The 16,201-nt window shown below is 45.0% G+C and carries 9 protein-coding genes and 2 rRNA genes (1 of these 11 cut by a window edge); 4 read left to right on the forward strand and 7 right to left on the reverse strand.

Going from position 1 to position 16,201, the window contains the following annotated elements:
- Both AB9P05_RS11275 and rrf read left to right on the forward strand, forming a co-directional pair.
- Positions 1-1,124: ribosomal RNA gene (locus tag AB9P05_RS11275) — 23S ribosomal RNA — on the forward strand; it begins 1,761 nt to the left of the window's first position.
- A gap of 67 nt (positions 1,125-1,191) precedes the next feature.
- A 5S ribosomal RNA gene (gene rrf, locus AB9P05_RS11280) occupies positions 1,192-1,303 on the forward strand.
- 521 nt (positions 1,304-1,824) lie between these two features.
- Here rrf and AB9P05_RS11285 read toward each other — a convergent pair.
- The 7 genes from AB9P05_RS11285 to AB9P05_RS11315 all read right to left on the reverse strand — a co-directional run bounded on the left by AB9P05_RS11285 (position 1,825) and on the right by AB9P05_RS11315 (position 11,577).
- Positions 1,825-3,819 carry an ATP-binding protein gene (locus AB9P05_RS11285; RefSeq protein ID WP_371908926.1) on the reverse strand — a complete coding sequence of 665 codons (1,995 nt, stop codon included), beginning with the start codon at positions 3,817-3,819 and terminating at the stop codon, positions 1,825-1,827.
- Positions 3,820-3,989: 170 nt separating this feature from the next.
- Positions 3,990-5,252, reverse strand: coding sequence for a M16 family metallopeptidase (locus AB9P05_RS11290; protein ID WP_371908927.1), 1,263 nt, complete (start codon positions 5,250-5,252; stop codon positions 3,990-3,992).
- A gap of 6 nt (positions 5,253-5,258) precedes the next feature.
- Positions 5,259-6,500, reverse strand: coding sequence for a type IX secretion system outer membrane channel protein PorV (gene porV / locus AB9P05_RS11295; protein ID WP_371908928.1), 1,242 nt, complete (start codon positions 6,498-6,500; stop codon positions 5,259-5,261).
- Complete coding sequence (gene porU / locus AB9P05_RS11300) at positions 6,488-9,904, reverse strand: type IX secretion system sortase PorU (protein ID WP_371908929.1); 3,417 nt, start codon at positions 9,902-9,904, stop codon at positions 6,488-6,490. Before porU ends, porV begins: the two co-directional genes overlap by 13 nt.
- Before the next feature lie 82 nt (positions 9,905-9,986).
- Positions 9,987-10,241 (reverse strand): phosphoribosylformylglycinamidine synthase subunit PurS, encoded by a 255-nt coding sequence (purS, locus tag AB9P05_RS11305; protein WP_371908930.1) that lies wholly within the window; start codon positions 10,239-10,241, stop codon positions 9,987-9,989.
- Positions 10,242-10,247: 6 nt separating this feature from the next.
- A complete protein-coding gene (gene pssA, locus AB9P05_RS11310) occupies positions 10,248-10,925 on the reverse strand; it encodes a CDP-diacylglycerol--serine O-phosphatidyltransferase (RefSeq protein WP_371908931.1) in 678 nt (225 codons plus the stop codon).
- A 4-nt stretch (positions 10,926-10,929) separates the two neighbouring features.
- The gene (locus AB9P05_RS11315) at positions 10,930-11,577 is read right to left on the reverse strand and encodes an MBL fold metallo-hydrolase (RefSeq protein WP_371908932.1); all 648 of its coding nucleotides are present in this window, start codon (positions 11,575-11,577) and stop codon (positions 10,930-10,932) included.
- Positions 11,578-11,644: 67 nt separating this feature from the next.
- Between AB9P05_RS11315 and AB9P05_RS11320 the strand changes: the two genes are divergently transcribed.
- Entirely contained in the window at positions 11,645-12,700 is a 1,056-nt protein-coding gene (locus AB9P05_RS11320) for an NAD(P)/FAD-dependent oxidoreductase (protein ID WP_371908933.1), read from the forward strand.
- A gap of 15 nt (positions 12,701-12,715) precedes the next feature.
- Positions 12,716-16,135: a translocation protein TolB gene (locus AB9P05_RS11325; protein ID WP_371908934.1), complete on the forward strand. Its 3,420-nt coding sequence runs from the start codon at positions 12,716-12,718 to the stop codon at positions 16,133-16,135.
- Positions 16,136-16,201: the final 66 nt, after the last annotated feature.

A 16,201-nucleotide genomic window follows, 5' to 3' on the forward strand; every position in this document is an offset into this window, starting at 1 on the left:
GCCGCAGTGAAAAGATCCAGGCGACTGTTTAACAAAAACACAGGGCTATGCGAAATCGAAAGATGCAGTATATAGCCTGACACCTGCCCGGTGCCGGAAGGTTAAGGGGGGACGTTAGCGTAAGCGAAGCGTTGAACTGAAGCCCCGGTAAACGGCGGCCGTAACTATAACGGTCCTAAGGTAGCGAAATTCCTTGTCGGGTAAGTTCCGACCTGCACGAATGGTGCAACGATCTGGATACTGTCTCAGCCATGAGCTCGGTGAAATTGTAGTCGCGGTGAAGATGCCGCGTACCCGCAACGGGACGGAAAGACCCCATGAACCTTTACTATAGCTTCACATTGACATTGGGTAAATGATGTGTAGGATAGGCGGGAGACTTTGAAGCAGTGTCGCCAGGCATTGTGGAGTCGTCCTTGAAATACCGCCCTTTATTTACTTGATGCCTAACCTGTTCGCAGGGACAGTGTGTGGTGGGTAGTTTGACTGGGGTGGTCGCCTCCTAAAAAGTAACGGAGGCTTTCAAAGGTACCCTCAGCACGTTTGGTAACCGTGCGCAGAGTGTAATAGCATAAGGGTGCTTGACTGTGAGACTCACAAGTCGATCAGGGTCGAAAGACGGATATAGTGATCCGGTGGTTCCGCATGGAAGGGCCATCGCTCAAAGGATAAAAGGTACTCTGGGGATAACAGGCTGATCTCCCCCAAGAGCTCACATCGACGGGGAGGTTTGGCACCTCGATGTCGGCTCGTCACATCCTGGGGCTGGAGAAGGTCCCAAGGGTTGGGCTGTTCGCCCATTAAAGTGGCACGCGAGCTGGGTTCAGAACGTCGTGAGACAGTTCGGTCCCTATCTGTTGCGGGCGTTAGAAGCTTGAGAGGGTCTGACCTTAGTACGAGAGGACCGGGTTGGACAGACCGCTGGTGTACCAGTTGTACCGCCAGGTGCATTGCTGGGTAGCTACGTCTGGCAGGGATAAGCGCTGAAAGCATCTAAGCGCGAAACCCTCCTCGAGATGAGGCTTCTTTAAAGGGACGTTGTAGATGACAACGTAGATAGGCTGCAGGTGTAAAGGCAGAGATGTCATAGCTGAGCAGTACTAATTACCCGTACACTTTCTTGCGCTGACAAATATTTGAGAATTCGGCGAGCTTTCTTTCACAGAATCATGTCTAAAATATTAAAGATTATAAGGTGATTATAGCACCGGTGTCCACCTCTTCCCATTCCGAACAGAGCAGTTAAGCCCGGTTGCGCCGATGGTACTGCAGTAAAATGTGGGAGAGTAGGTCGTCGCCTGATTTTATTATAGAATCCCGTTCCTTAAGGTTCGGGATTTTTTTTGTTTTATACCCTACGGAGTCCGGCCATTGTTCCCTTCTGCCCGCAGGCCTTAAGGCAGGTAATGCCCGCCCTTATGTCTCCTTCCTTTAGTTAGTTACTTAAGCCGCCCTGGAGGTACTGATGCAAAGCAGTGAAAGCTATATCTCTGCCTTTTCTTGATGACACTACTCCCACTAACAGAAAACCCTGTGCTATATAAATACTACGGCTTCAGGGAGAAAGATCTTAGCTAAGGAAGAGCTATGGGAATCACTTACTATGGCTTAACCCTAATCCAGCCTCTGGGCTGATGAATGAATTACAACAAGGGATATAAAAATGCATGTTTCTCCGATCTTTGGTTTACCCTGTGGAGGGCATTGATGTGTTAAGTCAATTAATAGACCAGTAGATGATCCATAGAGTTGCGGCCTCTGTAACGATAAGGTATTACCCGGGAAAGGAGAGAGCTTATGGAGCTAAGCTGAAATGGATGTGCATTAATTTGCAGGGAGTGATACAGAGAACTGTGTATGACCCTGGCGTGTCTTCTTATACTTTAGTTCCCCTTTTAACCTTCGAGCTGCCACACGCGCTGTATAGAGACCTAGACCAAAGCCCTCAGAGTTTGTGGTGCCTCTGTAAAACATATCAAATATACGTGAGGCTACCTCCTCAGGGATTCCTATTCCATCGTCAATGATGTTAACTATAAAGTGTCCGTTTTGCCTTTCTGCAGATATGGAGATTTTTGAGGGTTGTTCTCCCGGGACATATGAATATTGAACCGCGTTCTTTACTATATTCTCTAATATAGTTTGGAGTAACTCTTTGTCGGTTATCAGTCTTTCCGTCTGAATGTCATAACTAAAGTTGATGGAATGGCCATTTTGAGTGTATGGTCCGATAATCTCGTTTATAATCTTTTCTGTTTCTATATTCTCCTTGCAAATAGCTTTATCTTTTACTTCAGTTATTCTAAGCATTGAGTTCATTAAGTCATTCATGCGGTGTGTTACCACATTCATTTGTGTAAGATACTCGAGAGCCGTTTCGTCCTTAACATGCGACAGGCTAATTTGACACAGCCCTTTCATTGATATAAGAGGGCCTCTGATATCATGGTAGGCTTTGTAAATAAATGTATCCAGCTCAGTATTAAAGTCCTTCAGGTCTTTATAAGCTTTACGTAATTTGTTAGTCCGCTCCAGTACCTTCTCTTCCAGAAAATGATTAGTTGCTAGTAATTCTTCATTTTGCTGTTCAATGACATCCTTTTGAATAGCTATTTCATCCCGTTGCTGCTGAATCTTATCCTTCTGTTCGCGGATCTTCTTGTTTTGAGCGTGAAGTTCCTTGTTTATTCTGCTCTTAAGCTTGTAGCGACGGAAAGATTGGTATAAAATGAAAATACATAAGGCTACGATTACACTCAGGAAGACAGACATGAGACGACTGTTTTTCAATTTCAACTCGTTTATTTCTGCCTCTTGTTCCAGAATAATCTGTTTTCTCTTAAGTAGTTGTACCTGCTTTTCAAGGGCGATATTGCCATATGTATTATCCAGTTCCTGGAAGAGCGTCATATCATTACGCTTTTTAACTTTCTGGTCCATGCTGTAATACCTATCCATATAGGTGTATGCTTCGTCATCGAAGCCAGCCTTGCTAAGTGTTTCAGAGAGAAGTTTTAGGATGGTTTTGACCTCAACACTAAGGTTACTTCTTTCTGCCTCAGATAAAGCATTTTTCAGGACTCTGGATGCTTCTATGGAATTTCCTTCATCATTAAGAAGGCTGGCATAATTGATGGTTAGCTTGGTGCTTCCTTTAGTAAACCAGGCAGCTCCGGAGCTAGCCATATCTTTTGCTTTCTCATTCTTGCCCTGTAGCATCAATAAGTTTTGCTTTTGGACCAGTGCTTCATCTCGAAGATATGAGGTTTGCGGAAAGCCTTTAAGGGAAAGCGTTATCAGGGAGTCCGCTGTGAGATTATCACCTTTTTCTTTTAAGATTGAGCCCCTTAAGAAGCGATCAATGGCTAAGTGTGAAGGTTGGGTAGTGTCTGTACCTGTTAATAAGGCTGTAGCTACTCGCTGGTAATCTTCAGCCTTGTCTAACCTGTCTACCATGAGATTTAACCAGCTAATCCAGGCAAGGGTCTTTCCTAAGTCCTCCTCCTCTCCCATCAGGTCGTATTTTTCAAAGGAAGTAAAGAAATGCTCAAGGCTCCTGCTATAGTCTCCCTTAAGGTAGTACAGCTTGCCCAGGTTAGCCGCAGCCATGGCTGTACCCCTGACATACATAATACTATCACTGAAAGTAACTACTTTACTGGCTAGATCGATAGTGCTATCCGGATATGCGTAATAAAAGGAAGGGTTACCGGAAAGGAATTGGTTGATGGAGTCAATTTTTAGGTGAAGCTCATAGAGTGGCTCCCCGGCTTCGCGTATTAAAACCTTGTTGTCTTCTGCCAGAGTGCACGTGATCATCCCACAGATAATCAACCCAGCAACAAGTACTCCCTTTATATACATCGCTTTCTAGTAGAGTCTAGATGAAAAAAATAGCGACAAAATCGCAACTACAATGATAAGGGATAGAACAAAAAATAAAAGGTAACCCTAAAAGGTTACCTTACATATAAGAATTTTGCAACTAATTATCCTACAAGGACATGGTGTAATGTGTCTTCATGCAGGTACTTTTCAGTGATCTCCATTATCCTTTCCGGCGTAATGTTTCTGACCCGATTCATAAATCGTTGATAATACCCGTAATCAAGTCCAAGGTAATAGGTGTTCTTGAATTTATCAGCCAGATCAGAAGGAGTATCAATACTACCCAGAAATGCACCTATCATATAATTTTGAACCGTATCCATCTCAGACTCAGAGACTGGTTTAGTCCTTAGGTTCCGGATTTCATTAAAGATCTCTTCTACGGCTTCGTTCCTGTACTCTTTTATTACATCAGAACCGATGAGAAGAATAGTACTCTTTTCTAATGGAAGCAGGGTACTGCTTATGCCATAGGTATAGCCCTTCTCTTCGCGAATATTCTTCATCAGGCGGGACCCAAAATATCCACCCAGAATAGTCGTCGCGATTTTGAGGTCGATAAAGTCTTCGTGGCTTTTAAGAATCGTTTCTCTGCCAATCCTCAAGCTTGTTTGAAGACTATGTTCCTTTTCTACATAAAGGCTCTTATCACCTGGAGAGGGATTGTAGTTACTTTCGTTCTGAGGCTTATCAAGTTTTTTCTGACCAAAGATGTTATTAATAAGCTTTAGATGCTCATCCTCAACTCTTCCGGCAATAACAAACTCCTCTGTGTCTTTTATATGTGATTGGTGATACGCTTTTATATCCTCTTTAGAGATATCGCGCATGGCCTCTTCGGTAAAGAACTTACCATAAGGGTGGTCGGCACCATATACCAACTCCCTGAATTTTCTTGAAGCGAAAGTATGGTTTTGATTATTCTCTACCCGGCTTTCCTGGATCTTGATATTTCTTAATGTCTCCAGCTCATTATCAGGAAAACTGGGGGCGTACAGCATTTCATGAATAATAGCAAGAATATTAGGCAAGTGCTTATTCATTACCTTCATGCTCACTTCACTGCGATCAAGACTGGTTTCAAATTCAGTCTCTACGCCGTAATAATCGAACAAAGAGGAAATTACCTCGGATGATTTGTGCTGGGTACCCTCTTTCAGCATTTTAGTTGTAAACCAGGCTAAACCGTTCTTAGGCTCATACCATTTACCGGCAGGGATCACTATTTCCAGCTTAACTGCCGGTTGGGTGCCTGCCCTGATAATATGGACAGGTACTCCATTATCCAGTTTTATGGTTTCTGCTTTGGTCAGATCAATATTTTCGGCCTGGGCAAACGGGGGTGCCTGGGTTCTGTCTAGCATAAAAAGTTATTCAGATATAGGTTGGCTGACGATGTTATTTTCGAAGTTGAATACGAGGGTAAAGCGGAGAGTTTCTGCTAATGGGTGATCCTGAACCTGAGGGATCAGGTAGGCAAAATCTATACCGAATACCTGGTACCTGAATCCTGTACCTACGGTAAAATATTTACGATTGCCTTTATCTTCATGCTCATAGAAGTAACCGGCGCGGAATGCAAAGATATCGTTGTACCAATATTCTGCTCCAGCACTAAGCATTACTTCTTTAAGCTCTTCGCTACCTCCATCAGGAGCATCACCAAAGCTTCCAAACATACCACTCAACAGGCTACGATCCGGGTCTTCTCCGCGGATGATGTTACCATTCTCATCTCTCACAGGAGGAGTAGGAACCATCAGTTTGTTAGCGTCCAGCGCAAAAGTTATTGAGTTATACGGATCAAGGTACATTTTGTATGCACCGCCAAGGCGTAGGTTCGTAGGGATAAACTGCCTGTTGTCTTCATCACTATAAGTCATTTTCTGACCGATATTTGAAATGACCGCGGCCCAGCTAATCTCATTGTTAGTGGCAGATCCTGCGATTTCAGAATTATAGTATACACCAATATCAGCAGCTACACTTGTTCCTGCACGGGAGTCATTAATACCGCCGGAAGAAACAATGTTTCCTGTGAGGTTGCTATGAATGTATTTACCTGATACACCCAGTGAAAGGCTTTCTGTCAGCTGACGTGAGTAGGTAGCAGTAAGAGCGAATTCGCGTGGACTAAAATCACCAAGAGGAACTCCGGTATCATCACGGAACTGAAGGTCGCCAAGGTCGAAGTATGTCATTGATAATCCAATTGCTTGAACATCATCCAGTTTGTAATAACCAGAAGCATAAAATATCCACATGTCATTAACAATGCGGCCAAGCCAGGGAGTGTAGCTTAGGGAAAAGCCATAGTCTTGCTGGTTAAAAATCAGTTTGGCAGGGTTCCAGTGTATGGAAGCTGCATCAGCACTGGTGGCAGCACCTACATCCCCCATACCACCCGCACGGGCATCAGGGGCGATCATAATGAATGGTACTGCTGTGGTAATGACACGTCTGGTCGTGTCCTGGCCAATGATACCTACTTGAGAAAATGCACTGGCTACCGGCACTAAAGCCAGGAAGAGTAGCACACAGAAAGTTTTCAGGTTTCCGGTCATGAGGTTGAATTTTTCAAAATCAGGCTCAAGATAAATTATTTCGAGCAAACAAGCCTTTTTACAACAGCTTTTTTAAAACCCTGGTCATCCTCCACCGTCATTCGGTAGATATACAGGCCAGGCATAAGTGTATTGCCTGACATATCTATTGCTTCCCAGGCCTCGGTTTCGATTTGAGATGAACTTGCCGGAAAGTCATTGATCAGGGTACCTATGGTCCTGCCATGGATGTCCATAATTTCTATAGTCACTGTCAGATCAGAGCCTGGCTTGTTGTGCCTAAATGAAAATACAGTCTGCGAACTGATGGGATTGGGATAGTTACCTGCTTCGTAAATCATTAATTCCTCGCCTTCGGAGACTTTGAATACCAGGGAGGACCCCCCTTTGTTGTTCAAATTATCCCAGGCCTCCAGCCTCATAGTGTGTTCACCAGGAGCCAGATAGCTTAGCGGGTAGGCAATGGTGCCGGATGTGAAATCGTCTACATCCGCTATGTAGAAATCATTTAATACTATCGCGTCCTCTTCATCAATGATCAGTTTAATGTCCTGACCTATTGCACTGCGGCTTACATTTATGCCGCTTTCATCAGAAAGCCGGGCAAGCAAAGTGACCGCCGGAGATATAACGCCACCTGGACTGAATGTTGTATCATTCAGATAAAGTTTAATTTCCGGAGGGGTTTGCTCTACTGTTGCTCTACAGTCTGTACCACCGACCACCACGTCGCTTTTTACTCCCCGGGCATCATTTATACCATTGCCATGTAGGGCATAAAAGCTTATTTTTCCATTGCCATAGGTATAATCTAAATTCCGTGGAGCGGGTATTTCAATGGTAAATTCACCGTTCACCAGTGTGGCAGTTCCTCTGAAGAGTACATTGTCCTGCTCTTTATATAAAAATGCAGAGGTATTTTCTGTACCATAGGTTTTCTTTTCCTGGGGCTTATCAAAAAGAGTAACCTCGACATGGCCGTCAAAATTAGTGTCTGTGTTACCGGACTCACTGACCACTCTGCCTTTAACCCTGATCCTTCCCATGGCTTGTAAGGTGTCAGCTCCGGTTTCGGGGTTATCGCTTTTAATTTCATCCACTATCACATTGCTTTTGGGGAAAGCAGGCATCATACTAGGGTCTCCCAGCAGAGTGAAGTTACGGTTATTCACTCCGTTTATGGAGCTGTTCTTTGTCTCCTTGAAGATATCTCCCAGCCGTTGAGGTCCCTCATCGTCTTTATTGAATACGTGACGATAAAATTCACGGTTAAGAAGGTAATTCGTATAGGAGTATACTGGCCGGGTGGTAGTAACGAGGCCGATAGCCCCCCCATCAGGATTAAGTAATAATCTTTCCCCGCCGGAAATTCTGGCAGGATCATCATGCAGGCCAAACTCACACGTAGCTGTTACGAATATGGGTAGCTTATCCAGGTTATCCCATGCAGTAATCATATTCTGATCAAGGATGGTCTCACGGGTCCAGCCTGCAGGTCCTCCGTGGCCACTATAATTTACAATGAATTGTCCGTTCTTGACAGCATCATTCAAGGCCTTTCTGGCAGCGGGTGAAGTCTCGCGGTCTGCGCGTACCAGCTGGCGATAACTGTCCAGGTAAAGTTTTTTGATATTGTAATTTTTACTGGTTGTATCCAGTAGTTCCGTCAGCCGGTTTGCATCCCGTTGATGGGTGTTGCCATCTCCATCATCTGCCACGAAAAGAAGCCGGTTACGCCATGGGCCAAGAGAGGATGGGGCAGTGGCGTAGTGTATAAGTTTATCTACCAAATCCGAAGCTTCCTCTGCATCCTTGGCAGGAATACGACCAATCCCCAACTCAAGAGTATGGTCATTCGCTACGCTGCTTTCCTCCCATTCTCCTTCGGTATCTTCCAGAAACCCAAAATAATCATCGCTGGAGTAGGTGAGCACAGAGTGGTGAGAATTACGGCTTTGGTACGTAGGCACCAGATTCAGGTTGTCAGTTACCCTGTTTTTATAATCATAGGAAGCGTGACCAAATAATAATAGGTAAGCCAGTTTTCCAGGTTGTGTGTCGTAGAGGTGTTTTACAAAATCCCTTATTGCTGTGATGTCCTGTCTTCCGCTACTGAATTCATTATAAATCTGGGGAGTAGTGACCACAGTGACATTAAGGCCATCATGCGATCTGCGAAAAGAGGCAAGTCTTTCGGCTTCTGTTCTAAGGGTGGGGTGGGTAACAATAAGTAAGTCAGGCGCAGAGAGTGATCTCAACCCCTGGTTTGCTACGGCTCTTATGGCTACCGGTGTGTTTAATGAGGTCTCGTCAAAAGCAATGTATTGTGAGGGGCCATCAAATGGCACATTTTGAGAGAAAGAGCCAACAGTGTTCCGGACAGAAACAGGAATTTGGATAATAGAGTCGTCCCGGCTGATATTCCATATTCTGATTCGGGCAGGCACATTTTCAATTTGGTACGTAACTGATGAGTGGCTTTGAGAGGAAGGACTTAGCCAGATCAGTTGATTTCCCTCCATGGTCAGTTTTCGCTGACACGTAATACTAAGATAGTCCACTGCACCAATGGCAGCCGGGTCTGAACCTGCCTCGTAGGTAAACGCAGGCCTCAGTGATTCACTGTTTCCTGCAGTCAGGTAGGCAGTGGCAGAAGAGGTGGTTACCTTCGTACCATATGTATCGGAGGTTACTCTACCCGCATTTAGGCGTGTAATCTCACGTCCGTCTATTGTAAGAGTAAAGGCAGCCGGAGAAGTGGCAAAATTAGCCACGCGGGTCTTGAGAATGATTTCGCTACCAGGTATAATGCCACTTACCTCAAATGGGGGAAGCTGGGTTGAGTTTCCTAACGTTGACATGCGGTTACCAAACCAATGCCTTCCGGAGTTAAGTTGATTTATTTCGTCGCGCTCATGAACCTGAAAGTCCTCATACTGATCAATGATCGTATGGGTGCCGGATATTGAGATGCCTTCCTGCACGCGCAGGCCATGTATATCGCCTACTGTCAGGAAAATGTAAGTGCTATCAGCGTACAGGTTTTTTTCGTATATCCATTCACCAGAGGCTGCATCATAGACACTCTTGTCAGGGCCGCGTGCAAATAAGATGTAAAAGTCTGCGGGAGACATGGAGCCATCAAAAATCCCCTCCCCTCCTAGTGGAATCTCCGGTAATCCCTCGGGCCGCGTGGCGTCGTTTGGTTGTGGTAGCATACCACCGCCATAGCCAAAAGCACGCAGATTACGGGGATCGAGATTTTCAGTATCTATTCCGAGAGAGGTAAGGAAGCTTTGATCCAGCTTGTAAGCACCGCTTGCTGGGATGGCAATTTTGTACCAGTTACCGGTGGATAGGTCTGCATAGCGCATGCTACTCTGGGCAAGTATGTCCGGAGTGTATATGCATAACATAGTTAACAGAAACAGGGCCCGTGCCTTGCTTATCATAAAATTGGAGTTGGTAACCGATTTTTACAACGAAAAATTAGGCAGAAAAATTTAGCCTTTCGTTGTAGCCTGTCCCAAAACCTTACTCCACCTCAGAAATAGTGTAGCTGTATTCCTCCATTATCAGGTTAGCGAGCAGCTTTTTACAGGCGGTTTCTACCTGTTTTTCAGCGGACTTTTTGTCAGCGGCTTCAATGTTGATGGTGATGTGTTTACCAATCCTGACATCGGATACGTCATCTATACCCAGGTTATGCAGTCCTAATTTAACGGCTTTTCCCTGAGGATCTAGTATCTCTTTAAGGGGCATGATGTCTATCTCGGCGGTGAATTTCATAAGAACCTATTTTGTGGCTATCAGGGACAAAGTTACATATAAAATAATTATGAGAGGTACCGCAGTAATGCCTAATATAAAAAGCATGGCACCCGATAGGCCGATAAGTATAAAGCGAAGCCGGTTATTTTTAAAAGTGAAGTCTTTAAATTTTAGAGCAAGCAGGTTTAGTTCGGCTACCATAAGCAAGGAAAACACCACCGTTACGGCCAGTAAAAACCAGTTGCTCGTAATCCAGTCATAGCCGGTATCTGCTAATACGAGGGGTAAGGAAGTTACGAACAAGGCCATAGCCGGCGTGGGTACACCTATGAAACTGTCTGACTGGCGTGTATCCGTATTGAATTTTGCCAGACGCAGAGCGGCAAAGACAGATAGCATAAAGCCTGCGTAGGGAAGGTGCTCAAATGGCACGGCATTTTGACTTAATAGGTAAAATACCAGGGTAGCCGGTAGTACGCCAAAGGTTACGTTGTCTGCGAGTGAGTCAAGCTCTTTCCCAATAGGGCTTTGAACTTTCAGCATTCTTGCCACAAAACCATCCAGGAAATCAAACACTGCGGCCAGCCAAACCATGTAGGCAGCCCATTCTGGCTGACCGTTCAGAACCTGTACTATGCCCACACAGCCTGAAAAAAGGTTAGCGCAGGTAAGGATGTTGGGAATATGCTTTTTTATACTCAACCGTCTAGTTTTTGATGGCGCAGAAAGGGTTGGTCCGCTTTTCCTCACCGATAGTGGTTTCAGGACCATGCCCCGGGTACACTATCATATCATCAGAGAAGGTAAAAAGTTTTTCCTGAATGCTACTAATAAGGGTATTAAAATCTCCTCCGGGCAGATCAGTGCGACCTATAGAGCTTTTAAACAGCACATCTCCTCCGATACAGATATTCTGTTCTTCATTAATGAAGGCTACGTGGCCGGGGGCATGGCCGGGTACAAACACGACTTTTAATTCGCTGTTTCCGAAGGTAATAGTTTCACCCTCCTCCATGTAACGGTCTGGCTCTGCAGGTTGGTAGTCAGCCATGCCATAATTTGGTGCAAGTACTTTGGCCGCATTTAATACTTCAAGGTCTTTTTCATGAATCAGCAAGGGAACCTTGTAAGTGCTTTTTACATGGCTGTTGCCCAACACATGGTCTATATGGCAGTGGGTATTTAATAAAAGGTCTACTGTCAGTTCGTTCTCTGAGATAAAAGTATCCAGCGCTTTTCTTTCATGAGCTTCATAGCAGCCCGGATCCACAACCACGGCGTGCTTTGTCTCGTCAAACAGAACATACGTATTCTCCATGAATGGATTGAAGGCAAATTTTTGGATGCTGATCATGCAGTTTTGCTTTTACTTTTCACAAATTAGCGCATAAAGGAGCCAATTATAAAAATCAGAGGCTAAAATGATCGATTTTTTAATTGTTGGTCAAGGGATTGCAGGCACTATTTTGTCCTACATACTGACGGACAGAGGGTATCGCGTGATGGTCATTGACAAACAAACACCTCATTCATCTTCGAGGGTAGCGGCTGGTATATATAATCCTGTTACCGGAAGAGTAATGAAGAAAACCTGGCTGGCTGACACTTTATTTCATAGGCTGGTGCCTTTTTATCGTAAAATGGAAGCCGACCTTAAGGTGGATTTTCTGAATGAGCTACCTATTTACAGGCCCTTCATCAGCATGGAGGAGCAAAATGACTGGGTAGGAAAAAGTGCTGAAGGGGATTTTGATTCTTATGTGGAAAAAGTAGCTGTGGAAGCTATGTTTCCTGATGATCTGAATGATCACTATGGAGGCCTGCTGCTAAAAAACAGCGGATACCTGGACATTCCTCTCATGCTGGATGCATGGAGGCAGAAACTGACTGCAGCCGGCAGCTATCGTAATGAGGCATTTACTGAAGAGTCCATGGAGTTGACAGATGAAGGCATATCTTATAAAGATATTAAAGCCAAAAAAGTGATTTTCTGTCAGGGCAATGGCGCTGTGGATAGTCGTTATTTTGGTTGGCTACCTTTCAGGCCTGTCAAAGGGGAGGTACTTACCGTTTCAGCACCATCCGATGCAGAGGTAATCTACAATCGCGGAGTGTTTATGCTTCCAAAAGGGGGTGGCACCTTCAGAGTAGGAGCTACTTACAATTGGAGGATATTGGATACGGAACCTACTGATGAGGCACGGGAAGAGCTTCTGGACCGTTTGAAGCAGTTATACTCTCACCCTGTTACGGTTGAAAACCACATTGCGGGTATACGTCCGGCTACCAAGGACCGGAAGCCTTTTGCAGGGGTTCATCCGGAATATAAGGCGGTAGCCGTTTTTAATGGCCTTGGAACCAAAGGGGTGTCTCTGGCGCCTCATTTCGGTGAGCAAATGGCAGATTTCCTTTGTAGCGGTACAGAGTTATCTCCCGAAGTAAATATTACTCGCTTTTATTCGTTATATTTTCATTGAGAAATTACATTCTGGATGTTAAGATTCTATAAACTATTTACCTCCCTTTTTCTATTGGTTCTGATATCCGGCCATTTGTCTGCCCAGAATGACCCGGTAATTTTTGGAAAGAACCGCATACAGCACAAAAACTTCGATTGGAGGTATTACAGTACCGATAAATTTGACGTTTACTTTTATCAGGAGGGGCAGGAGCTGGCAAAAATGGCCGCTACCTATTTGGATGACGAGTATAGCCGCATTACCGACATGTTGGGGTATGCACCCTATTCCAAACTAAAGATTTTCATTTACAACTCTCCTACTGATCTGAAGCAAAGCAATGTGGGGCTTAAGGAGGAAAATCTTCGGGTAGGAGGGCAGACCCAGTTTGTAAAATCCAATGTAGAAGTCGCCTACCCGGGTTCTGCCTATGCTTTTAAAGGCGAGCTGTCTTATAATGTGGCCCGCATGCTTCTTGACGATATGATGTTCGGAGGAAGTCTTACTGAAATGTTTCAGAATGCTTATCTGCTATCTCTCCCTGATTGGTATATGGACGGTGCTGCCAGGTACATAGCATATGGCTGGGATATGCAGATGGATGATAGAATACGCGATTTGCTACGACGTAACGAGCTTGAAAAACTGAATAAGTTTACCGGCAAGGAAGCCGCCCTGGCAGGACAGTCCATCTGGAATTATATCGCCAGGCAGTATGGCCCAAGCAACATTGCCAATATTCTCAACCTGACCCGGATCATACGGAATGAGGAAAGGAGCTTTACAAACACACTGGGGGTGCCCTTCAAGCAGTTTGTGGTAAACTGGAAGATGTATTACATGACAAATTCCACTGCCACCGACGACGGCTATGTGCTACCTGATAAATCTCAGATAGTAGAGAAGGACAGAAGGGGCCATCAATTTGAGAGTGTCGCCTACAGTGATAGCAGTAAGTATCTGGCGTACAGCAAGAGCAAAGACGGTAAATACGATGTTTATCTGCGTGATCTGGAAAGTGGCCGGGAGCGTAAGATATATTCAGGGGGTACTATGGTGCTGAATGAAAAAACCGAAAATTACCTGCCTAAGCTTGCCTGGGGGGGCGATCGTATGCTAGGCATTAGTACTACGGTGAACGGACAGCCTTATATAATACTATACGATGTGGAAAGCCGTAGTCGCATCCGAAAGGATCTGAGCAGGTTCAGTAATATTCGTGGCCTGGATATTTCCGATAATGGCCGCCTCGCTGTGCTTAGTGCAGACATTGAGGGGCAGAATGACCTGTACCTGTTAAGCATTACCCGAAACTCCATGAGGCGCATTACAGATGATCTTTTTGATGATCTGCATCCGCGATTTGTGCCAAATTCAGTAGCTATTGTATTTAGCTCTAACCGGACGTCTGATACACTTGATCTGAAAACACCATTCAGCAAGGTGAATGAAACCTTCAATATTTTTCAGTACGACCTTGACAAGGGGGGGAGGAAATTGTCCCGGCTTACTAACACCATCAGTAATGACTATATGCCGGTTCCGGAGAGTCGAAACAGAATATTTTTTTTAAGCGATCAGAAGGGTATAGCTAACCTGTTCAGGCTTGACCTACCGGATAGTGTAACCACGCAGGTAACTAATTACGCCCAGAGCATTACCCACTATGATCTGGACTTTGAAAATGAAAATATTGCCTTCGTCATGTTGTATGATGGCGGGCACAACCTGTTTGTCAATCCTGATATAAATTTTAACAATTCTATTTTCACCATTCAGACCAAGCGACAGGATGCAATATTGGCGCGGATGGTTGCTCTGAGGATGCTGGAAAAGGAGCAAAACCAATTGGACAGTCCTGAGCCGGAGACAGAGAAGCCAGAAAATGAAGAAGCAGAACCTGCAGAAGAAGAGGTGTCTGAGCCGGATAGCCCTGTAATAGAAGAGGAAGAGGTTTCGGAAAAAAACGATACCGTGAGGTTTATGGTGCCAGGCAGAAACAGGGGCAACCGTAACCGGGGTACGACAGCCTCAGAACCTATTTCGGGTAAGGGTGAAGAAACACTTATCAATACAGAGAACTATACATTCAGCAGTACACCGGAAAGTGTGGTTGATCCTGATAACTACCGCTTCGAAGAAATGCAGGAAGACCCAGCCAGTGTGCTAAGGGAAACAACTACACGCAGCAATAACGATTCTTTCCTTGCCAGGTACCGGCGTAAGCGTAAGGTGCAGGAACTGGCTGGCCCATTTGACTATAAAACTCAATTCAGTGCGGAAAATGTGGTCACAAATATGGCTATTGATCCTTTGCTGGGGCTAGGCATGCGCTTGGAAACTCAAATGAATGACCTGCTGGAGAATCATCGTTTCTACGGCGGATTATTCATGACTCCGAGTATGAAAAGCGGTAATGTTTTCGTGGAGTATGAATACCTTAAGGACCGACTGGATTACCAGGTGAAGCTAAACCGGTACTCCATTCTACTTGAAGATGATCTGGGGGAATATCAAAAGTATTCTCTTAATAAGGCTGAACTGGGAGTAAGGTATCCTTTGTCAGCTACCGCCAGGGTATCTGTCTCGCCTATTATAGCCTCTACAGTTTATGAAAATCTGGACTCCCGGCTTATTACCAGTGGTTCCGGTGCCGGGTCAGAAGTGAGCCGGGTGGTGGATTATTACCTGGGAGGTGCTGCAGAATTTGTCTTTGACAATACGGTAAGCGATGGCATGTCTATTATTGGAGGCACACGGGGCAAAGTCCGTTACCGTTACATGAATAATGTGGAGAATGATGCCCTTACCTTTAGCAACATCACCGTAGACCTAAGGCATTATCAGCCTATTCATAGAGAGTTGGTTCTGGCCACTAAATTATTTTACGGTAAGTTTTTTCAGGATAACCGGCCTAACTTCCTCCTTGGCGGGGTGGATAACTGGGTAACTATCGGCAATAATGAGCGGACAAAAAACGAGGACGAACCGCGAAACCCGCTCTCTCTCGAAAATGATCAGGACAACACCAATATCCTGTTTGCTCAGTACGTGACTACCCTGAGAGGTTTCAGCTACAGTGAAATGTACGGTACCGATGTCCTGCTCTTCAATGCCGAGCTGAGGCTTCCTATTGCACGTTATCTTTACAGAGGGCCTATCAATAACAGCTTCCTCCGCAACCTGTCCTTTGTCGGGTTCTATGACGTGGGGTCAGCATGGACAGGGTCGAGTCCTTTCCAGGAAGAAAACAGTGTAAATACAGAGAAGATAGTTACGGCCGGTTTTGATGCGGAGTTCCAGAACTTCAGAAACCCCTGGCTTTCCAGCTACGGGTGGGGAGTAAGAACGGTGGTGCTCGGGTTCTATGCTAAGTTTGATATGGCCTGGCCGATGGAGAACTATAGTGTGGGAGATCCTAACTTCATCCTGTCCTTTGGCTATGATTTTTAATTGATTACCAATTCTAATAAACTAAAAAGCCTGCCGCTGATCTGTTCAACGGCAGGCTTTTTTATG

Source organism: Roseivirga sp. BDSF3-8 (genome assembly GCF_041449215.1).
Taxonomy (GTDB): Bacteria; Bacteroidota; Bacteroidia; order Cytophagales; family Cyclobacteriaceae; genus JBGNFV01.